The sequence below is a fragment of the Mycoplasma sp. 1654_15 genome (assembly GCF_012516495.1).
Lineage (GTDB): Bacteria > Bacillota_I > Bacilli_A > Mycoplasmatales > Metamycoplasmataceae > Mesomycoplasma.
The window spans coordinates 630,715-652,332 of sequence record NZ_CP051214.1; the positions used below are offsets into that span (position 1 = coordinate 630,715).

Below are 21,618 nucleotides of genomic sequence, written 5' to 3' on the forward strand. Positions count from 1 at the left end.
TAGTTTTATCTAGTTTAGATATAAAATTATACTAAAATAAAAAAATATTAAAAGAGCTTCTAAACAAAAAGTTCTTTTAATATCTATAAATTTTATGATTTAGGTGTTGATTTTAAATCAGAATAACGGAATTTTGTGTTGACTTCTGTTATTTTATCTGTAAAAATAGTAGTGTTATCAAGTTCAACATAAACTATTCCATTATAAATATCAAAAACTTTTTGATCAGCTGATTTGTCTGAGCCAACAAATAATTTATCTGCAACTAATGAAGCAACAAATGGTGTTTGTCCGTGTTGACAACCTTTATATCCTTCTGTTGTTCTTAATGTCACTAAATCTGTATCAGTTTCTAAAAAAATTCCTGAAGGTGTGATTATTTTTAAATGAGTTTGCTTCATTTTTAAAGCTTTTTAGCCTTTTCTACAGCTTCTTCAATTGTTCCAATATATAAAAAGGCTTCTTCCGGAATTTCATCATATTTACCTGATAAAAGTTCAGCAAAACTTCTAATGGTGTCTTCTAATTTCAAGAATTTTCCTTGAATTCCAGAAAATTTTTCAGCCACGAAAAATGGTTGTGATAAGAAGTTTCTGATTCTTCTTGCTCTGGCAACAACTTTTTTATCTTCTTCAGATAATTCATCTACTCCTAAGATTGCAATAATATCTTGTAATTCTTTAAATCTTTGTAAGGTTTGAATTACTTGACGCGCTACATTATAATGCTCTTGTCCAACAATTAAAGGATCTAAAATTCTTGAACCTGAAGCTAACGGGTCAACTGCAGGATAAATACCTAAAGAAGCAATATTTCTATCTAAAACCGTTTTAGCATCTAAGTGAGAAAAGGTTGTTGCAGGCGCTGGATCGGTTAAATCATCGGCTGGAACATAAACGGCTTGTACTGAAGTAATAGAACCGTGTTTTGTTGAAGTAATTCTTTCTTGTAGTTGTCCCATTTCAGTAGCTAAAGTTGGTTGATAACCTACAGTTGAAGGAATTCTTCCTAATAATGTAGAAACTTCGGAACCAGCTTGTGTAAATCTAAAGATATTGTCTATAAAAAGAAGAACATCTTGGTTTTCTTGATCTCTAAAGTATTCCGCCATTGTAAGCGCTGAAAGAGCAACTCTCATACGTGCTCCTGGAGGTTCGTTCATTTGTCCAAAAACAAGCGCTGTTTTATCTAGCACTCCAGCTGCTTTCATTTCGTAGTAAAGATCGTTTCCTTCACGAGATCTTTCACCAACTCCGGCAAAAACTGAAAGCCCTCCGTGTTGGGTTGCGACGTTGTTAATTAATTCTTGAACCAAAACAGTTTTTCCAACTCCGGCACCACCAAAAAGTCCAATTTTTCCTCCTTTAACAAAAGGAATTAGAAGGTCAATGACTTTGATTCCAGTAACTAGAATTTCTGATGAAGCTTTTTGGTCAACATAACTAGGAGCTGGAGCGTGAATTTCTCTTAATTGATCAAATTTAGGAGCTGGTTTTTCATCTATTACTTTACCTAAAACATTGAACATTCTAGATAAAACTTGACGTCCAACTGGTACTTGAATTTGTTTTCCTGTGTCAATTACATCAAGACCTTTGTAAAGATTATAAGTCATATCCATTGCTATGGTTCTAACTGTATCGTCTCCAATGTGTTGTTCAACTTCAAGAGTTATTTGCTTTATTTTTCCATCTTTGTTTGCTGGTAAATTAACTACTAAAGCGTTTAAAATAGCAGGAAGATGTGAGTCGGGAAAACGCACGTCAATAACTGGACCTAGAATTTGAATTATTTTTCCGATATTTTGTTTTTCCATAATTTTCCTTATTTTAGTATTGAACCAATAATCTCTGTAATTTCTTGAGTTATTGAAGCTTGTCTAGTTCTGTTTAATTCAATAGATAATTTATCTATAATTTCATTTGCATTATCTGAAGCATTTTCCATTGCTATTCTTCTTGAAGCTATCTCTGATATTTTAGATTCAAATAGAAAGTTGTTTAAAGCTGCTCCAAAATAGATAGGAATTAAATTTTTTAAAACTACTTCAGCATTAGGCTCAAATTCTACTTCTAGCTTTGAATTTGCTTCAATTTGAAGCTTTTGTTGTTCAATATTTTTATCAATTGGAAGCATTGTAAAGTTAACTGCATTAAAAGTTAGAGTATTAATAAATTGGGTATAGATAATTTCAATGCCAGAAACTTGTTTATTTTCTAAATAATTTTGTATTTGTTCTTTAACTTTAAAAATAATTTCTAAACGATCTGCTCTATCTACAACGTTGAATTCTAAATCAATTTGATCTTTGAATTTTTGTAAATAAGAACTTCCTTTTTTACCAATAACAATAATTCTATCTTGTTTGTTTATCAAGGATTTTAACTTCTTAATTACATTTACATTGTAAGCTCCGCAAAGACCTAAATCCGAAGTAATTACTATAAAAACTTTTGGTTTTGTAGAATCTAAATCAAATACATCAACTGAAGAAGTTTTTTTAATAATTGATAAAAATATTTCGTTAAGATTTGTAAAATACTGTGAAACTTGTAGAAATTCTCTTCGCATTTTGGGTATTTTTGCATTTGAAATTAGTTCCATTGCTTTTGTGATTTTTTCAGTATTTTTTATTTGAGCAAAACGAGTTTTTAATTTACTTAGTGAAGCCATTTTAATTTGCTGATTTAGCTACAAATCTTTCGATGAAGCCTTTAAAGGAATCAATTAGTGAATCGTAGCTTTTATTATCAATAGATTTATTATCTAAAAAATACTGTTTTTGCTTCAAAATGAAGACATCTTTGTTTAAAAAGTCAAAAAACTCAGTACGGAATTGAAGTATTTCTTCAACCTTAACAGAATCTAATAATTTTTCTTTAATAACAAGTAAAATCATTACTTGATTAAACTGAGCAAGGTGCTCATATTGGTTTTGCTTTAATAGTTCATAAATTTTAGTTCCGCGATCTAGAAGTTTTTGTGATGCTTCACCTAAGTCAGAACCAAATTGTGCAAAAGCTTTAATTTCGTTATATTGAGCTAATTGTAATTTAAGTGAACTAGATGCTTGTTTCATTCCTTTAGTTTGTGCTGCTGAACCTACACGGGATACAGAAAATCCAACGTCTATTGCTGGTTTTTGTCCTGAATTAAACAATGAATCACGCATAAAAATTTGTCCATCAGTAATTGAAATAACATTAGTTGGAATATAAGCTGAAATATCTCCTGCTTGAGTTTCAACTATAGGCAATGCTGTAATAGAACCTCCACCAGATTCTTTGTTTAATTGTGAAGCTCTTTCTAATAAATATGAGTGTTGATAAAAAATATCTCCAGGAAAGGCTTCACGACCAGGTGGACGACGTAGTAATAAAGACAATGTTCTATAAGCAATTGCGTGTTTTGTTAAATCATCATAAATTATTAAAACATCATTACCGTTATACATTCATTCTTCTGCGATAGAAACTCCAACGTAAGGAGCTATATACTGTAACGGCGCAAGTTCAGATGCTGAAGCTACAACAACGGTTGTATACTCCATAGCGCCTTCTTTTTTAAGTTTGTTTACTATTTGAGCAATTGTAGAGTTTTTTTGTCCTATAGCTACATAAACACAACGAATGTTTTTGTGCTTTTGATTCAAAATGGTATCTATAGCAATTGCGGTTTTTCCTGTTTGACGATCTCCGATAATTAATTCTCTTTGTCCTAAACCAATTGGTACTAAAGAATCTATAGCTAAAATACCTGTATTTAATGGACGATCAATGGCTTGACGAGACATTATTGAAGGAGCTTCTGAAAAAATTTGTCTTCTTTTTGTGAAGGAAATTTCGCCATTACCATCAATTGGTTCACCTAAAGCATTAACTACTCTAGATAGCATTCCATCGCCAACTGGAGTTGAAATAGTTAAGTTAGTTCTTCTTACTTCATCACCTTCAGCAACCGCATTTTCATTACCCATGATAACTACACCAACATAGTCTTCTTCTAAGTTTAGAGCGATTCCATAAGTGTTGTTTTTAAAAGCAACTAATTCACCTAATTTTACTTTGTCAATACCATAGACAATAGCAACTCCATCACCTACTGTAATGACTTTTCCTGTTTCTGAAATTACATTTTTCTTATTGTATGTTTCGATTTGGTGCTTTATTATAGCAGAAATATCACTGGCTTTTAATGGCATATAAAAATCCTTTGTTTTATTTTAATATATCGCTTTTGATTTGGTTTAAAAGCGATGCTACACTATTTTCAAAAATATGATTGTCTATAACTATCTTAATTCCTGCTAATAAATTTTTATCTATTCGATGTTCTACAATTATATTTTTATTGAGTTTTTGAGCTAGTAAATTAACAATTTTATTTATTTGGCTAGTGTGCATTGGGAAACCTGAATAAATTATTCCACGAGCTATTTTTGAAATTTCATCTGCATTTTTTGTAAATCTTTTAAAAATTTTTTCTCAGTAAAAAATGAGATTTTTGTCAATTAATATTTTTAAAAAATTTAAAACTGGTTCTGAAACTTTTTTAGTAAAAACACTATCAAGAATTTCATGTCTTTGTGTTTTTGAATTCATATGTGATTTTAAAAACGTGAATAATGATGGATTATGAATTAAAACATTTTCAATGTGAAAAAATTGTTCTTGAAATTCTCTTACTTTATCCATCTCTTGCGCTAATTCAAGCATAGAATCAGCATAAACTAAAATATTTGAATTGTTTTCCATATTTAAAAATTATTTTTCAAATTCTTGTAATTCAATGTCTTTAAATAACTCATCAATTAATTCTTGTTCATCTTGATAAGTGATGTTTTTTTCTAAAATTTTTGATGCTAAAACTGTAGCTGTTGAAATAATTTCTTTTTTGGTTTCTTGCTCTGCTTTTTGTTTTAATTGAAGAACATAGAATTTTCCTTCTTCAACTATTCTTTTTGATTCTGCTTTTGCATTATTTGTATAAGTTGTTGCTATGTTAGCAGCTTGTATTTTTGCTTTGGCAATAATTTCTTGACGTGCTAATTTTGCTTCTAAAAGTTCTTTATTTTTTTCTTCTACAAGTTGTAAAGATTTTTCTTTGTTTTCTATTGTTGCATCAATGTTATCTTGTAAAAATTTTCTTCTTTTTTCTATATTTTTCTTCAAAGGTTTGTATAAAAATTTAGAAAGAATTAAGAATAAAATTGCAAAAGACAAAACAGTTGCTAGCATTATTCAAGGATTAGGAAATAATCCTTTAAATAATTTATCAATATCTTGACTTAGTTCACTTTTTGAAGCAAAGTTAGTTACATTTTGTAAAATCATAAGTTAAAAATTTAAAATAATAATTAAGCAAAAACGAATTGTAATAAGATTGAAATAACTAGTGAATAAATAGCAGAAGTTTCAGAAATAGCAGCACCAATAATCATAAATTTAAAAACTGTTTTTTCACTTTCTGGATTTCTACCTACAGCTTCGATTGCCTTCGCTGCAGAAACCCCTTGACCAATTCCGGCACCAATTCCACCTATCATGGCTAAACCTGCACCTACACCTACTAATCCTCTACCAACTGATTCAGTTAAAGCTGGTTGAGCTGCAGCAGTATTAGCTGCAGTGTCAGCAAATGTAGTGATTTTTTGTAATAAAGTGACAACGTGATCTGTATTCATTATAATAATTTTCCTTTATATTAATTTAAGTTTTTTGTTTAAAACTTAGAAAAATTTTATTACTTATTCTTTAAAATGAAAATAAAAGCTTTATGCATTTGCTTTTTTGAAAAAAAATCTTAAACCTTTTTTATCTTTTTTTGGCTTAATTTCTTCACTTATTTCTGTAGATCAATATGTTATTGTTAAAACTGTAAAAATAAATGATTGAACTAATGAACCAAAAACATTAAAATAGAAAATAAATGGCGGATAGACTATAATCGCCGGTACATTTAAAACACCTAATGCATTATTTGGGATTAAATGTCAAACGTAAGATAGTCCATAGTACATAACTAATAAAATTGCTGAACCACCAATAATATTTCCAAATAACCTAAAAGATAGAGAAATTAATGGAGCAGGAGCTGATAAAGCATTTAGAGGGTTAAAAATATATTTTTTAATATAACCTATTTTGTTGAAAATAAATCCAACTACAAAAATTCCTGTTCAAGAAACCACACCAAGCGTTAGTGTGACTGATAAAGTCGATGCTACTGTTTCAAAACCAAAGACTGAAAGTAGGTTACCAAATGCTAAAAAAGTGAATAAGGTAAAAAAATATCTTTTCATCACATTTAGTTTTCCTTCTGATATGTCTTCTACTAAATTATCAACAAATAAGAAGTAATCTTCAGCAAATAAAACAATTGTTGGAGGTACTTTATCCACTTTGACTTTTTTAATTTGAAAATAAATTATCAACGAAAGAATAAAAACTAAAAAAATCATAATACACATTGTAAAAAGTTGTGGTTGATTTCAGTTGGATAAAAATTTACTACTGTCTAACATTTTCTCTCCTTTCTTTTTTTATTTTTTTTCACTCACTTACGATAATAGAGATTGGAAAAAGAGAAATTCCTACTAAAAATGTAAACAAATTTATTGGTCCAGAAACTTTTTGTATAGGAGTTTTTATCATATTAGCTGGAAAATGAAGGTTAATTACTATTAGAATTGCTATAAAAATAATGTGAATTATTATTAATATATAAAATAAACTAATTGCAACAGCAACCTTTTTAAATTTTTTTTGAGATTTTTTGACTTTGATTAATATTTTATTTTCAAAAATTCAAGTAAAAAATATAGAAAATAAAACACTAATTAAAGAAAAAAATCAGCCCACTACTAAATGATAAGACCAAAAAATACAAAAAGAAAATATTACTAAACCTATTAAAAAAAATATTAAATAAGTTTTTGTTACACTTTTGTAAAACTCATATTTTTTCATCTTAAAACTCAATGAGCAATATAATTTTATTCCTTTTGTAAAAATTAGAAAATTTTTTTATTAAAGTCATTAATTTTTTTATCAATTTCATAATCAGCAAGTGAACTAATTTGCTCTGTTCCAAGTTCTTGATTTACCTTGTTAATTATTTTTTTTACCTTGTTATTTGTTTGTGATTTTTTAATTTTTGCTTCATTTTGTTGTATATTTGAAAAAGTAATTCCTATACCTCAAATATCATCAATGTTGCTTATTTGATCTAGAAAAGGAACAACTTTTGAGTAAATAAAATCAGGATTATCACTAAAATATTCTAATTTATAATTATTTTTTATATTTTGTTGATTTTTTAGTTTGTAATAAAGTTGAATTTTATTTGTGTACAAATATTTATCTTGTAATTTTCTGCAAAGATCAAATATAAAGCTTTTTATTAGAACATAAATTATTTTTGTGTTCAAAATCTCTTCTTTTTTGAAGCTTTTAAAGTGAGAAATGGATTTAACTTGATGACTTAGTTCTATATGATCATCTCCTTTTTGTAGTAGATTTTCAAAGAAATAAAATCTTCTAGTTCCTAAAATTTTCTTTAACTTTTCATCTTCAATATTAGTATTTATTAAATCTGAGATGGTATTAATATTTTCTTGTTTTAATTGTGTTGATAATGCCTTACCTATACCAAACAAATCGGCAATATCTAGATGAAATAATGCTTCTTTTTTGTTCTTTTTATTAATTAATTTGAACGAAATTCCTTCTTTTTTTGCTAAATTAGTAGCCATTTTTGCTAAAAATTTGTTATAAGAAATCCCTATAGTAATCGGTAGTTTTAAATGTTTTCAAATTTGATTTTTAATATCATTTAACATACTTTCTAAAGTATGAAAATAACGAAAATAACTTGTTAAATCTACGAAGCATTCATCAATGGAAAAAACCTCTATTTTTTTTGAGATATTCTTTCTAATAAAGGCAAAAAATTCTTTAGACAAAAAAGAATAATAAACGTGATCTGGCTCAATAGTTATTAAGTTTGGAATCTTTTTTTGTATACTAAAAATTTTATCAGTTGTTTTAATTCCAAGTTTTTTTGCTTGTTTTGACAATGACACTGCAATAGCATTTGCTTCTTTTCTAGCTATTGCTATGGGTTTATCTACTAAACTAGGTACTAATTTTTCTTCAGCAGAAACAAAAAAATTATTTATATCAATATGAGCTATTATTTTCATTGTTATTATTTTAAAATATATAAAAAAATAGACAAATAATTGTCTATTTTTGTAATTTTGATTCTATTAAATCTACTACATCTTTTACTGTTTTGACTTTTAGTAATTCTTCGTCAGTTATTTCGATTTTATATTTTTCCTCAACGTCTGTAATTAACTCTACAAAATCTAAAGAATCAATACCAATTGAATAAATATCATCATCATCTTTAAAACTTTTATTAGTAAATGATCTTAATTTATCATAAATTAATTTTTTCATATGTTAATTATATATTATCTTTTTTTAATTTAAAATGATAATTTTGTGAAACTTCTTCGTCTTGATGAAATCAAACAAATTCGATAAAAATTTCTTGATCTGTCTTGATTTTATAGTTAAATTTGATATCTCCATAAGAAATTGTTATTTTGGAAATTATATCTTTAACAAATGCAGCTACTAACTTTTCGCCTATTTTAGCATGGCCATTTTCAATTTCAATTAAATCATAGTAGTCACTTGCATAAATAATAGGAAATATATCTTTGGCTTCTAATTTAGAATTTGAAAATAAAGTATCATCATCTGATTTTATTTCAGTTTTTTGTTTGTTTTTGATAACAAAAAATGTTGTTAATGAAGCAATAATAGCTAAAGAAGTAATGACTCCGAGGCTTATGAACAATATTTTTTTATTTAGTTTTAGCTTTATCTTCATTTTTAGAAAGTTCTTCATTTTCTTCTTTAATATAAAGACTTTTTAGTACTTCTAAACTCATTTCATTGGAAGAGATGTACTTAAAATTTTTATTTTCTAAAATAATAAATTGATCTTGATCTAAAAAAGAATCTTTGTAGGTTTGAATATCTAATTTTAAAAGTCCATTTGTTTTGTCTAGAAATTTATGCTTTATTTCTTGTCTATGAGCTAGAGAAATATCGGGATAATCTGCATTTAAAAATAAAGTTGAAATTGGATTTAAATAACCACTAAAATTATATGGGATTAAAAATCCTTGCTTTGATTCATTTTGAATTCCCTTAACTATTATTTTTTTATCCGAATCATAGTAAGTGTTATTTGCAATTACAATATCACCAATAATTTTTTTACCCAAGACATATTCAGCGTTTTTATCTTGTCTGAGTACAAAATGAAGATCTAAACTTTCGTTTTTATCAATAGGTAAATTAGTCAGTTTTTTAGGTAAAATTGACAAATCTCTATCTAGTGTATTTTCATCGTAGACATCGTTTTCGATTGCTACTTTATAAACAATTTTGTTGTGTTTTCCTACTTCTCATTTAACTGAAAAAAAATAAATGTTGTTATAAAACTGTTTTTCAAATTGAGAATCAAATACTTTGTTGTTTTTAACTGCAAAAGATGCAAAATTTAATGTTTTAATTGATTTAAACACAATTCCTTGAGAATTGATAAAAAAGTCTTTTTTAAAAACAGGATTTTTGGAGAATTTTATTTGGCTTAAAATAGCTAAATTTTCTTTATTTTCCTTCTTAATTTCTGAAACTATTGATAAAGCATTTAATTTTGAAAAATTAAATTTATCAAGAGCAACAAAAGGAAAAATACTTTCAGCAAAATTTTCTCCAAAAATCTTTAAATTATTCACAATTTCAGTATCTTTATTGTTAATTTGTAATTTAGAAATCAGATCAATGTTATTTCTTGAAAAATAAGTTACTTTTACAGAAAAAGAATCTAATTTTATATTACGATTTATTTCTATATATTGTCTATCATCTGCACCTGCAAAATTAGTAAATCTTGTGGTGTTTTCTAGATTTGAATATATATTAACAGATTGAATTTGTTCTTCAATCTGAACGCTATGATCTATACTAACCATATAAAAAGTACAGAAATTGATCTATTGCTTGATGAACACGTTTGTTGTAAGTTGTTTTTGATCAGTAATTATCTTTTCAGTTTTTATCCGATTCTAAAAACTCTTTTTGCAGAATAATTACATGATGAGGGTCTAATAATTTTAAAATTCTTTCAATTGTTGATAATTCAGACATTTCTTTTTCTAAATTTGCTAATGCATTACCAATTTTTGATTGATTTTCAAGTTTTAACTTGTCATCAGCTTTTAAAAACTGATATTTTTTATGCATACAAAAGATTTTCTTCATTATTTCTTTTTTCTCTACAAAAGAAAGTTTTCTTATTCTGTCTATGGCTGCTCCTTTCACATAAAATTTTGTTAAAAAAGGCAGCAAAACTTGGAAAAAAGAAAAAATTTAGGATTTTTAATGTAAAAGTTCCTATTTATTATTCAATTTTCAGTCTTAAAATATAATTTGGGATTTAGTCAATATTTTCATTTCAAACAAAAACATAGTCATACACTCTTACAGTATCTCCAGTTTTAATGTTTTTGTTGATTAATTCTTCTCAAACTCCTAAATATTTTAGTTTATTATTAAATCTCAATAAATTATCATGAGAATTTAATGGAATTTTTAAAAATATTTTTTTGATTTCATCACCAAAAATATTAAAGACATTTCCAGGTAAGATTTCGATTTCAAACGGAGGATTTAGTTTTATTTCTACTTCATTTTGTGTTTCAGTTTCATAAACGTTGTTTTTCGAATTTTCTACAATTTTTAATAATTCTTGTTTTAGTAAAGAAATATTATGTTTTTCAAGAGCAGAAATTTCAACAATTTTTAAATTAGGATAAACTCTTTTAAACTCTTGTAAATGCTTCTTAAATGAAGGTAAATCGTTTTTATTTGCTACTATTACTTGTTCAACTTCTTTTAATTTTTCATTAAATTTAAACAATTCATTATTAATAAGTTCAAAATCTAAAATTGGATCTTTATCTTCAGAACCAAAGTCTATAATATGGGCAATAGCTTTGCATCTTTCAATGTGTTTTAAAAACACAAAACCAAGACCTTTTCCTAAAGAAGCACCCTGTATTAAACCGGGTAAATCTGCGACTACAAATGATTTATCAAAATATTTTACAAGTCCAAGTTGAGGTACTAATGTTGTAAATTCATAATCTGCTATTTTTGGTTTTGCGTTTGAAATTGCTTCTAAAACTGTTGATTTTCCAGCTGATGGTTTTCCTACAAAGCCTACATCTGCTAAAACTTTTAAATTTAAAGTTAAGTTAAAAGATTGTCCTAAATCCCCGTTTTCAGAAATTCTTGGAGCCTTATTTTTTGAAGATTTGAACTTAGTATTTCCACGTCCGCCTTTTCCTCCTTTTGCTACTAAATAAGGGATTTCTTCTATAACATCGCAAATTAATTTTTTATCATTATAAACTAAAGTACCTAAAGGAACTTTTACAAAAATATCTTGACCTTTAGCGCCATATCTATTTTTGCTTCTTCCGTTTTCACCGTCATTTCCTTTAATTATGTGTTCATTATGAAGCGTTAAAAGTGTATTTAAGCCTGAATCACCTACAAAATAGATAGAACCTCCATCTCCACCGTCTCCACCGTCGGGGCCACCTCTATCAACATGTGCTTCTCTTCTAAAGGAAATAACACCATCTCCGCCTTTTCCAGCGGTTATTTTAATTTTAACTTGATCTATAAATTTCATTTTATCTCTTTTTGTATTCTTCTAATTCTATAAATAATTCTTTTATTCTTCTTGCTAACGGAGCATCTTCATATATTTTAAATTCTTGTGCATTGACTCATAAAATCGCAAAATAGTTTACCAAAATTTTGTGTTGTATTAAATATTCATAAACATAATCATCATATTCTTCTAAAAATGCGTCTTCTAATTCAGGACTTAACCTAGCAGATTCAATAAAGTAGGCTAGGTCGTAGTGTCTATCACCTTTTGAAGCAAATTCTCAGTCTACAAAGTAGATTTTGCCTTCAGAATCAAGGATATTTTTCGGTCATAAATCATTATGTAATGGCGTTGTTTTTTTCATCTGAGCAAGAATTTTCATTATGTGCCTAAAATATTGATTTACTACTGGTAAACACATCTTTTTTTGATTGATTTCTTTTATCAAGCTTTTAATTCTTGCTGCATGATTTGAATTAGGAAAATTTACTTTAGAAGTATGTAATTGCTTTAAATTTGAAGCAATTTTAATTACATTGTCTTTAGTTAAATCTAATGGTTGGCTGTTTATTCAGCTTCAAATAATATCTGTTTCGGTTTCTGATATTAATTTAGGTACAAAGTCAAATTTCTCTAAAACTTTATAGTCTAATTTATGATTAAAACCTGTAAATTTTTTCTTTTGAACAAATCTGCTTCCATCTCTAAAAGATGTATTTGTAAAACCATTTTTAATTGATTTCATAGTTATAATTTTATTGAATTTTAATTAAACTAAAAATAAATATCTGACAATTTTAACTTATTATTAGTAAAATTACTTCATTTTTTCCTAAATTTTTTTATTTTTTTCAATCTTGGCAAAAAAATTGCAAATATAAGTGAAAGGACAATATGAAAGACAACAAAGGATTAAAACAAGCTTTTTTAGAGATTGAAAAAAAATTTGGAAAAGAAGCCATTATGCTTTTGGGAGAAAAACCAGATACAGACACAGAAGTATTTTCAACAGGATCATTAGCAATTGATAATGCTTTGGGCATTGGTGGATTTCCTAAAGGTAGAATTATTGAAATTTTTGGACCTGAATCTTCTGGTAAAACTACCATTACTCTTCATGCTATTGCAGAAGTACAAAAAAATGGAGGAGTTGCTGCTTTTATCGATGCTGAGCATTCAATTGATCCACAGTATGCAAGAAATTTAGGAATCGATATTGATAATCTTATTTTATCTCAACCTGATTCTGGTGAACAAGCTTTAGAAATTGTAGATACTTTAGTCAAAACAGGAGCAATCGATTTGATTGTTGTAGATTCAGTTGCTGCACTTGTGCCTCTAGCTGAATTAAATGGAGAAATGAAGGATCAAGTAGTTGGTGCGCAAGCTAGATTAATGTCAAAAGCACTTAGAAAAATCACTGGTTCTCTTAATAAGAACGGAACAACTATTATTTTCATAAATCAAATTAGAGAAAAAGTTGGAGTGCTTTTTGGTAATCCTGAAACAACTCCTGGTGGAAGAGCGCTTAAGTTTTATTCATCAATCAGACTAGACGTAAGGAAAAATCAGCAAATTTCTACAGGATCAGACATTATTGGAAACATGGTCAAAATTAAAGTTGTTAAGAACAAATTAGCAATTCCTTTTAAAACAGCAAATGTAGAAATTGTTTTTGCACAAGGAATTTCTAAATTTGCAGAAATTGCTCAACTTGCAGAAGAATATGGAATTGTAAGCAAAAAAGGGGCTTGATACTCTTATAATGATCAAAATATTGCTCAAGGGAAAACTAACTTTAGATTACTTCTTGAAAACAATAATTCATTATACGAAGAACTAAGAACACTTGTTAAAGAAAAATTGAAAAATTCTGAATAAAATCGATAAAAACAAAGAAAAATAAAGCATTAAATTTAAAATTTAGTAAAATTTAGTAAATGAAAAAAGTAAAGAAATTTGATTTTTGAATTTTACTATACTATGTTTTTTTAGTGTTAATTTTAGCTATACTAAGTTCTTTAATTTACTTATCTTATTTATCATTTAAGAAAAATTTAAACTTAGAAGCTGGAATTATCATTTTTTTTATTTACTTTACAAATTTGATTTCAAATTCTTATTTAGCTTTTCAAAATAGACACTTTGAAGCGAAATTACCTTGAATTATTGTTTGTTCTTTTCTTCCTTATATAGGTCAAATTTTATACGTTATATTTGGGAGAAGATATTTTTATAGAACAACTTCAAAACAATATCTAAGAGAATATAAAAATTTTACAAAACTGAACAAAGACCAAAATAATTTTTACTTAGAAAATCTGCCTTCTCAACAAAAACAAATGTTGGAATTTTCAAGAGATATTTTTAACACTCCGATTTATAAATTTCAAGCTGAATTTATTTCAGATGGACATAACTTTTTTAAACAAGTTTATTCAGATATTAAAAATGCTAAAAAATTTATTTTTATTGACACATATATAATAAAAAATGATTTTATTTGAAAGCAACTCAAAATTTTACTTCTTGAAAAAGCAAAAGAAGGTGTGAAAATTAAGATGATTTTAGACGCTTTTGGAATTTTAAAAATTAGTTCTAAGGACTGAATAGAATTAAGAAAAAACAAAATTCAAATTGTGTTTTATAACAAGGTTTTTCTTCCTTTTTTTAGTGCAAATTCTTTTTATAGAAATCATAAAAAAATTTACTTAATTGATGGAGAAAAAGTATATATTGGAGGAAATAATATTTCCGAAGAATATGCTGGCTTTTCTGAACAATTTGGCTATTGAATGGATGTAAATTTAAAAATTCATGGAGAGATGGTTGAAAATTTTTGCTATAACTTTTTATTTAATTGAAATAATTGAAGCTATAGCAAAAAGAAGAAAATTGATTTATCAATATGTAAAATAAATCCTAAAAAAAGTGAAGAAAATGAAGACAAAAGCTTCAAAAATGAAGAAAATATAGGAACAATAGTAGAAAGTGGACCAATTACAAATGAGTCTTTAATTGAAGGATTGATTTTAAAACAAATTTACTTAGCGAAGAAAAAAATTCAAATTTTCTCTCCTTATTTCTCTCCAACTTATAAAATTATATCTGCATTAAAACAAGTTATTTTGGCAGGTATAAAAGTAGAAATTTATATACCGGGAAGAAATGACAAGAATTTTATAGGAATTATAAATAATTTTTTTGCTAAAGAGCTTCAGAATGAAGGCGCAAAAATATTCTTCTTTAAAAATATTTTTTTCCATGGTAAGTCCTTGATTATCGACGAAAAAATAGGAATTATTGGTACATTGAATTTTGATACTAGATCTTTATATTCACAGTATGAAGTTAATGTGTTTTTTACAGGTCAAACTATTGATAAATTTTTAAATTACATAGAAAAAAATAAAACCCTAGAAATTATTCAAAGAAAAAATATAAACAAAAAATTTTCTTGGTTTATCAAAATGCTTATTTTATTTTTCAAACCATTAATTTAAAACCAAAACCAAATATTAAGTTTTGGTTTTTTTAATTTTATTAAACTAGTATAAAATTTCACTGAATTAAGAAAGGAAAAATGAACAAATTTAAATATTTAACCCTAGGAATATTATCCACTGTAGTATCTACTTCTGTTTTAGTTTCTTGTGGACAAACAAATAAAATAAATGATAATCAAACAAAAACCGTTAATGATTATAACTCACCAGAATCAGTAGTTTATAATCAAAGATGGCTTGCAAATGTTTGAAATTCTGTAAGTGCTGAAAAAGACGCAATGACTTTAAATTTATACAATTCAGCCAAAAAACAATTTGATGCTATGATCAAGCAAGAAGTATTTGATACTAATAAAATTACAGTTGAAAATGACAAAATAAAAATTAATAATCCTGAAGCTGGTAAAGCAATTCCAGTGGTTTTTATGGATATCGATGAAACTATTTTAAACAATTTTGCATTTCAAAATTATTTGGTTCTAAACAACAAAATGTTTAATCCTCAAATATGAAATCAATTTGTACAAGATGCGCAAGCAAAAGAAATTAAAGGGGCATTTGATTTTATAAGATATGTTTGATCAAAAGGTGGAGTTGTAATGTTTAATTCCAATAGAGAACAAGAAAATCAGAAAACACCTACTTTAAACAACTTAGTAAATGAAGGTCTGGATAAAAAATACTTACCTGATTTTGTTTGATGAATGCAAGGCGTTGATTTAACAAAAACTGATCCATGAAACCACATAAAAAAAGAAAATAACAAGCGTGTAAAATCTGAAAAAGAAGAAAGAATGAACTTTATAAACGAACACACACAAGGATTTGATCTATCTTCTTATAGTCAATCAGGAAATGCAGTTGTTTTTAAAACCGTGATGAGAATTGGTGATAACTATAATGATTTTAATGATATAGCCATTGGCACAAAATTAAATAAAGATAGAAATAAGTTATTACAAGATAACGGAAAATTATTTGGAAATTTCGATATAAAAGTTAAAGGAATTAAATACAAAAAACAAGCAGATAAAACTGTAGTAAAAGTAGATGAAACTTGATCTGAATCATACGTTTTAATTGGAGGAAATGCTTCTTATGGTGGTTTTGAATCTGCTTTAGATAACAATTACTACTCACTTGATAAACCAAAACAAACAAAAGCATTAAAAGAAGCACTACAAACACTATCTTGAAATCCAAAAGTAAACGAGTCATAACTATGAATTTTGCTTCATTTTTAAAGCAAGAAAAAGAAAAAGACTACTTTAAAAATATTATAAAACAACTAAATTTTGAGTATGAAAATTATCAGATTTTTCCTAAAAAGGAAGAACTTTTTAAATCTATTCAATTATGTGATTTTGACAATTTAAAAGTAGTAATTATAGGACAAGATCCTTATCATGGAACAGATCAAGCTGATGGTCTTGCTTTTTCAACAAAAAACAAAATTTTACCTCCTTCATTAAAGAACATTTTTAAAGAAATTTCAAGAGATTATCCTTCTTTTTCAAAGCAAAATGGAAATTTGGAAAATTGAGCTAAACAAGGAGTTTTGCTTCAAAATGTTGTCTTAAGTGTTAGACAATCACAACCTACTAGTCATTACTTTTTAAACTGGGAACAATTTAGTTTAAATCTTTTAAATTTTATTTGTAATAACAAAGAAAAAATAGTTTTCTTACTATTAGGAAAAAAAGCTCAAGAAATTGCAACTAAGCTTGATTTAAGTAAACAAAAAGTATTTAGGCTTTCACATCCTTCTCCTTTTAGTAATAAAATAAGTTTCGAAAATTCTCATATTTTTAAACAAATAAACCAGTATTTAATTTCAATTAATAAACAAATTATTGACTGAACATTATAAAATTTTGCTATAATAAACTCTACATTTTTAAAGGAAAAAACTATGCAACAAAGAAGAAAAAGAAGAAAAAGAAGACAAAAAAGTAAGTTTGCTTTGAGAAGGAAGAAATGACTAGTAATTTTATTATGTATAGCATTTTTAGCATCCATTTGTGCTGGTGTAAGTTATTATTTTCTAAATAACAAAGCAGGAAAACAACTTTTTGCTTCAGTGAAAAAAGATGAACCAGTGGATAATGGAACAAGTCAAAATTTAAATTCAATAAAAGTTGGGTTTTGAAACATTTTAAATTATGATGATAATCCAACTAAAGTTGGTAAAAAATTTCAACAAGAAAATCTAGCAAAAGTAATAAAACATTTAAATCCTGATGTTATTGGTTTAGTCGAAGTAAATTCTGGTGATCCTAAAAAACCAAATTCAGTTGCAAACTTAACTAAAAAATTAAATGAATTAGAAAATGCTCAAACTTATACTTCAATAACTTCAGATCCTGTTTTTGGAGAAGGAAATGAAGGTTCAACTGAAAGGTATCTTTTATTTATAAAAAATCAGTAATAGAAATTTTAGAAATAAATAAAGACAAACTTTATGGTTCTAATCCTTATTTAATCACTTATGATAATCCTGTTTTTAATTCTGTGCCAGCTTATTTTCCAGATGGTAAAGTAAATTCAGAAGGTAAATTAACTTATCCTAAAACAAAAACTACAAAAAATGTGGACTTTGCAAGACCTCCAGTTGGTGGAAAATTTAAAATTAAGAAAAATAATCAAGAATTCGTTCTTGTAGCTTCTCATTTTGATGCTCCTGGTATAAATAAAGGTGGATATATAAAAGGAAAAGAAGAAGGAAAAGTTGACTCAAAAGATGGCTTCGATTCTACTAATGGTTCTCAAGAGATTTCTGAAGCAAATCATCTTTTAGATACTATGGAGTTTTTTAAAAGCAAAACAAACACAGACAATCTTTTCTTTATGGGAGATACAAATATTAAAGCTAAATCGCATGACAAAGCTTTTGAAAGACTTTTAACTTCATATAAATCCTTAATTGATAAAAGCAATAATACTGCTTTGGGTAAAAATTACGGAATTTACTCAAACTCATATGACAAGATTTTTCAATCTAAATCTTCAAGTCTTATGACTGAAAACGCTAATAAATACCCTTTATGAGATGTAATAAAAGATAATATAACTACTAAACAGAGTTTAGAAGATACATATAAAGAAAAACAAAAAGAAGATAAAAAACCAATTGACAAAACTGATTTACAAAACATAGAAAACAAAGTAAAAGAATATATTTCAGATCACTCTCCTGTGTATTTCGAAATTGCATTAAATTAAAAATTTGTTTTATTACCTGTTTCTTCATTTTTAAAACTAAAATGCTTTAAAAATGAAGAAATTTTTATTTTAAGTAAATTATTTAATCAATAAAAATTTAATAAATTTTGTTATAATTTTTAATTATTTTTATAACTAAGAAGGAGATAAAAATGTCAAGTAAATTAGATAAAATTTATGATAAATTAAAAGTTTATACCGAAATTGAAGGTATGTCAAGATATGAAGACGATGTTGTTGAACAACTTAAAAACAACACAAAACATTTAAACGTTGAATACGAAAGAGATGGTTTAGGTTCTTTAATTATTAAGCAAAAAGGTGAAACTAAAGGTCCAAAAATCATTTTAGCTGCACATATGGACGAAGTTGGTTTTCAAGTACTAGATGTTCAAAAATCAGGACAAATAAAAATAAAACCAGTTGGTGGTGTTTGAGGAAATGCATTTATTGGAGCTAAAGTTAAATTAATTACTTCTACTGACAAAATTTTTTATGGAGTTGTTGGTCACACTTCAGTTCACATTATGGAAAGAGAAGCAATATCTAAAGCTATTTTAAACAAAGATTTATTTATGGACTTTGGTTTTGTTTCAGATGAAGATGCAAAAAATAATGGAGTAGAACCAGGAGATAGAATTTACTTAAGTAATGAAACTTTTAGATTTGCAAATCCTGAATTAGCTGCTGGAAAAGCAATCGACAACAGAGCTGGTGTAGTAATAATTGATGAATTAGTAAATCGTTTAGCAAATAAAAAATTACCAAATACTCCTTATTTTGTAGGTACTGTTCAAGAAGAAGTTGGATGCAGAGGAGCAAAGACAATTGCTTCAAAAATAAAGGCAGATATAGCTTTTGCAATAGATACAGGAGCTTCACATGATACTGAAGGTGCAATAGCAGGAATTCCTAAATTAGGAGCAGGTGTGGCTATTGATATTGCTGATGGAGGAACTATGATGGATCCGAAATTAGTAAATTATTTATTTAAATTAGCTAAAGAAAAAAACATTCCTATTTATAAATATCTTTCTCAAGGTGGAGGAACTGATGCAGAAGAATTACAATATTCAAATGCAGGAACTCCAACAATTAGTATATCAATTCCTCAACGTTATCTACATTCAACTTATGGAGTTATTAGCTTAAAAGATATTTCATCAATTATTGATTTAATGGAAGAATTTATCTTAGCCTTTACACAAGAAGATTTTGAAAAAATTAGCTACAAATAATATATAATTTGAATTGGAAAAACACTAAGAATACTTAGTGTTTTTTATTTACTTATTAAAAAGTTTTAAATTAAAATTATCATTGACAAAAAGGACATTAACAAAATTATGACTAAAAAAGATAAGAAGGAAATTAGAGTTGTTGAACTATTTGCAGGAGTTGGTGGTTTTAGATTAGGTTTTGAAAGAACTTCTAAATTATTTAAAACTGTTTGAGCAAATCAATGAGAACCTAACAAGACAAAACAATGAGCTTTTGACTGTTACACAAAACACTTTGGAAATAGCACTAATCACGTAAACGATGATATAGCAAATGTAATTGATCAAGTTCCAGAACATGATTTATTAGTTGGTGGTTTTCCTTGTCAAGATTATTCAGTGGCTAGAACAAAAGCTGAAGGAATTAAAGGGAAAAAAGGTGTTTTATGATGAAGCATTTTAAAAATTATTCAAAAAAGACATCCTAATTTTATTCTTTTAGAAAATGTTGACAGACTTATTAAATCACCTGCAAACCAAAGAGGTAGAGATTTTGGAATAATGCTAAAAAGCTTGGAAAATGAAGGATATAATGTTGAATGAAGAATTATCGACGCTTCAGATTATGGTTTTGTTCAAAGAAGAAAAAGAGTTTTCATATTTGCTTATAAAAAAGAATTAACTCAAATCATTAATAAACAACAAATTCAAGAAAATATCCTTATAAAAGATGGATTTTTTGCATCTGAATTTTTAGTGGAATCTCAATTTAAAAAATCTAATAAATCACGGATTCTTAAAAATTACTCTAATTTAGTTGATGTTTCTAATAATTTTTCTTTTAATTTTTTCAATTCTGGTTCAATGATTGATGGAAATATTTTGACTTTAGATTTAGTTGCTAAATCAACTCAAAAACCTTCATTTTTAAAGGATATTATCGAAAAAGAAGAAGTAGATTCAAAGTTTTTTATTTACGATAACTATCAAAAATTTTCCTATTTAAAAGGGGCTAAAAAAGTACAAAGAACAAAACCAAATGGAGAACAATATACTTACTCAGAAGGATCAATGATTTTTCCTGATGATTTAAACAAACCTGCTAGAACAATGTTAACTAGTGAAGGTTCTGTAAACAGAAGTACTCATATAATTGAAGTTTATATGACAAAAAAACTAAGAACACTAACACCGTTAGAAATTGAAAGAATAAATGGCTTTGATGATAATTGAACTAACACTGGAATGCCAGAAAGATTTAGATATTTTTGTATGGGTAATGCTTTAGTTGTTCCTGTTATTGAAAAAATTGCTAAACAAATTTTAAAAATATGAGACAAAGCAAAGTAATAGTTTTACTTCCTAAAACAATGGAATAATTAAAAATAAGAGCTGACAAAATTTTAAGAGTTTTATTTTAGAAATTGACTCAAACAAGCAGTTAAACAAAATAAAAGTAAGTATGTCTTTTCCCAAAATAGATTTTAAAAAATTAAAGTTTTAAATTAAAATAGTTAATAACATATTTGTATTTTATAATGCATCAAAAAGGAGATAAATTATGAAAAAAGCACTAAAACCAGAGATTAGATTTAAAGATTTCACTGACGATTGAATAGAGGGTAAGGTTGGAGATTTATTTTATCTTAAAAGAGGAAAAGTAATTTTACAAAACTTTATTGAAAATAATAGAGGTAAATTTCCTGTATATTCTTCTCAAACTGAAAACAATGGAGAACTTGGGAAAATAAATACATATGATTTCAATGGTGAATTTATTACTTGAACAACTGATGGTGCTCATGCTGGAACAATATTCTATAGAAATGGAAAATTTTCAATCACTGATCGTTGTGGAATAGTAGAAATAAAAATTTAAAACTTTTTGATTATTTTTGAACCTC

24 protein-coding genes are annotated in these 21,618 nt (G+C 26.7%); 9 read left to right on the forward strand and 15 right to left on the reverse strand.

Annotated elements, in window-relative coordinates; genetic code table 4:
* Positions 1–92: 92 nt before the first annotated feature.
* The 15 genes from HF996_RS02765 to HF996_RS02840 form a co-directional block, all read right to left on the reverse strand.
* Positions 93–401 (reverse strand): ATPase, encoded by a 309-nt coding sequence (locus tag HF996_RS02765; RefSeq protein WP_168910528.1) that lies wholly within the window; start codon positions 399–401, stop codon positions 93–95.
* A 2-nt stretch (positions 402–403) separates the two neighbouring features.
* Entirely contained in the window at positions 404–1,816 is a 1,413-nt protein-coding gene (gene atpD / locus HF996_RS02770) for a F0F1 ATP synthase subunit beta (protein WP_168910529.1), read from the reverse strand.
* Between the two features lie 8 nt (positions 1,817–1,824).
* Positions 1,825–2,673, reverse strand: a complete 849-nt coding sequence (atpG, locus tag HF996_RS02775; RefSeq protein ID WP_168910530.1) for an ATP synthase F1 subunit gamma — start codon at positions 2,671–2,673, stop codon at positions 1,825–1,827.
* A 1-nt stretch (position 2,674) separates the two neighbouring features.
* On the reverse strand, positions 2,675–4,201 hold the full coding sequence (gene atpA, locus HF996_RS02780) for a F0F1 ATP synthase subunit alpha (protein WP_168910531.1): 1,527 nt from the start codon (positions 4,199–4,201) through the stop codon (positions 2,675–2,677).
* A 16-nt stretch (positions 4,202–4,217) separates the two neighbouring features.
* Positions 4,218–4,754, reverse strand: coding sequence for a F0F1 ATP synthase subunit delta (locus HF996_RS02785; RefSeq protein WP_168910532.1), 537 nt, complete (start codon positions 4,752–4,754; stop codon positions 4,218–4,220).
* A 9-nt stretch (positions 4,755–4,763) separates the two neighbouring features.
* On the reverse strand, positions 4,764–5,333 hold the full coding sequence (atpF, locus tag HF996_RS02790; RefSeq protein WP_168910533.1) for a F0F1 ATP synthase subunit B: 570 nt from the start codon (positions 5,331–5,333) through the stop codon (positions 4,764–4,766).
* Positions 5,334–5,356: 23 nt separating this feature from the next.
* Entirely contained in the window at positions 5,357–5,683 is a 327-nt protein-coding gene (gene atpE / locus HF996_RS02795; protein ID WP_168910534.1) for an ATP synthase F0 subunit C, read from the reverse strand.
* 90 nt (positions 5,684–5,773) lie between these two features.
* On the reverse strand, positions 5,774–6,523 hold the full coding sequence (locus HF996_RS02800) for a F0F1 ATP synthase subunit A (protein WP_168910535.1): 750 nt from the start codon (positions 6,521–6,523) through the stop codon (positions 5,774–5,776).
* 489 nt (positions 6,524–7,012) lie between these two features.
* Positions 7,013–8,203 carry a Y-family DNA polymerase gene (locus HF996_RS02810; RefSeq protein ID WP_168910537.1) on the reverse strand — a complete coding sequence of 397 codons (1,191 nt, stop codon included), beginning with the start codon at positions 8,201–8,203 and terminating at the stop codon, positions 7,013–7,015.
* A 43-nt stretch (positions 8,204–8,246) separates the two neighbouring features.
* A complete protein-coding gene (locus tag HF996_RS02815) occupies positions 8,247–8,465 on the reverse strand; it encodes an acyl carrier protein (protein ID WP_168910538.1) in 219 nt (72 codons plus the stop codon).
* A gap of 7 nt (positions 8,466–8,472) precedes the next feature.
* Positions 8,473–8,904: an MHO_1590 family protein gene (locus HF996_RS02820; protein ID WP_168910539.1), complete on the reverse strand. Its 432-nt coding sequence runs from the start codon at positions 8,902–8,904 to the stop codon at positions 8,473–8,475.
* Complete coding sequence (locus HF996_RS02825; RefSeq protein ID WP_168910540.1) at positions 8,879–10,057, reverse strand: MHO_1580 family protein; 1,179 nt, start codon at positions 10,055–10,057, stop codon at positions 8,879–8,881. The genes HF996_RS02820 and HF996_RS02825 overlap by 26 nt, the downstream gene beginning before the upstream one ends.
* Positions 10,050–10,346 carry an MG284/MPN403 family protein gene (locus HF996_RS02830; protein WP_168910541.1) on the reverse strand — a complete coding sequence of 99 codons (297 nt, stop codon included), beginning with the start codon at positions 10,344–10,346 and terminating at the stop codon, positions 10,050–10,052. Before HF996_RS02830 ends, HF996_RS02825 begins: the two co-directional genes overlap by 8 nt.
* Positions 10,347–10,521: 175 nt before the next feature.
* Complete coding sequence (obgE, locus tag HF996_RS02835) at positions 10,522–11,784, reverse strand: GTPase ObgE (RefSeq protein ID WP_168910542.1); 1,263 nt, start codon at positions 11,782–11,784, stop codon at positions 10,522–10,524.
* A gap of 1 nt (position 11,785) precedes the next feature.
* A complete protein-coding gene (locus HF996_RS02840; protein ID WP_168910543.1) occupies positions 11,786–12,511 on the reverse strand; it encodes a phosphotransferase family protein in 726 nt (241 codons plus the stop codon).
* A 149-nt stretch (positions 12,512–12,660) separates the two neighbouring features.
* On the opposite strand from HF996_RS02840, the gene recA reads away from it, so the two are divergent.
* The 9 genes from recA (at position 12,661) to HF996_RS02885 (ending at position 21,593) form a co-directional block, all read left to right on the forward strand.
* On the forward strand, positions 12,661–13,647 hold the full coding sequence (gene recA, locus HF996_RS02845) for a recombinase RecA (RefSeq protein ID WP_168910544.1): 987 nt from the start codon (positions 12,661–12,663) through the stop codon (positions 13,645–13,647).
* 59 nt (positions 13,648–13,706) lie between these two features.
* Positions 13,707–15,269, forward strand: a complete 1,563-nt coding sequence (locus tag HF996_RS02850) for a phospholipase D-like domain-containing protein (RefSeq protein ID WP_168910545.1) — start codon at positions 13,707–13,709, stop codon at positions 15,267–15,269.
* 80 nt (positions 15,270–15,349) lie between these two features.
* Positions 15,350–16,492, forward strand: a complete 1,143-nt coding sequence (locus tag HF996_RS02855) for a 5'-nucleotidase, lipoprotein e(P4) family (protein ID WP_168910546.1) — start codon at positions 15,350–15,352, stop codon at positions 16,490–16,492.
* A gap of 2 nt (positions 16,493–16,494) precedes the next feature.
* Positions 16,495–17,142 carry a uracil-DNA glycosylase gene (locus tag HF996_RS02860; RefSeq protein ID WP_334199176.1) on the forward strand — a complete coding sequence of 216 codons (648 nt, stop codon included), beginning with the start codon at positions 16,495–16,497 and terminating at the stop codon, positions 17,140–17,142.
* Positions 17,143–17,184: 42 nt separating this feature from the next.
* Positions 17,185–17,700 (forward strand): hypothetical protein, encoded by a 516-nt coding sequence (locus HF996_RS02865; protein WP_168910548.1) that lies wholly within the window; start codon positions 17,185–17,187, stop codon positions 17,698–17,700.
* Positions 17,701–17,783: 83 nt separating this feature from the next.
* Positions 17,784–18,494 carry an MnuA family membrane nuclease gene (locus tag HF996_RS02870; RefSeq protein WP_168910549.1) on the forward strand — a complete coding sequence of 237 codons (711 nt, stop codon included), beginning with the start codon at positions 17,784–17,786 and terminating at the stop codon, positions 18,492–18,494.
* Between the two features lie 152 nt (positions 18,495–18,646).
* A complete protein-coding gene (locus HF996_RS02875) occupies positions 18,647–19,732 on the forward strand; it encodes a M42 family metallopeptidase (protein ID WP_168910550.1) in 1,086 nt (361 codons plus the stop codon).
* A gap of 108 nt (positions 19,733–19,840) precedes the next feature.
* Positions 19,841–21,064 (forward strand): DNA (cytosine-5-)-methyltransferase, encoded by a 1,224-nt coding sequence (gene dcm, locus HF996_RS02880; RefSeq protein WP_168910551.1) that lies wholly within the window; start codon positions 19,841–19,843, stop codon positions 21,062–21,064.
* Between the two features lie 211 nt (positions 21,065–21,275).
* A complete protein-coding gene (locus HF996_RS02885) occupies positions 21,276–21,593 on the forward strand; it encodes a restriction endonuclease subunit S (protein ID WP_254427694.1) in 318 nt (105 codons plus the stop codon).
* Positions 21,594–21,618 lie beyond the last annotated feature (25 nt).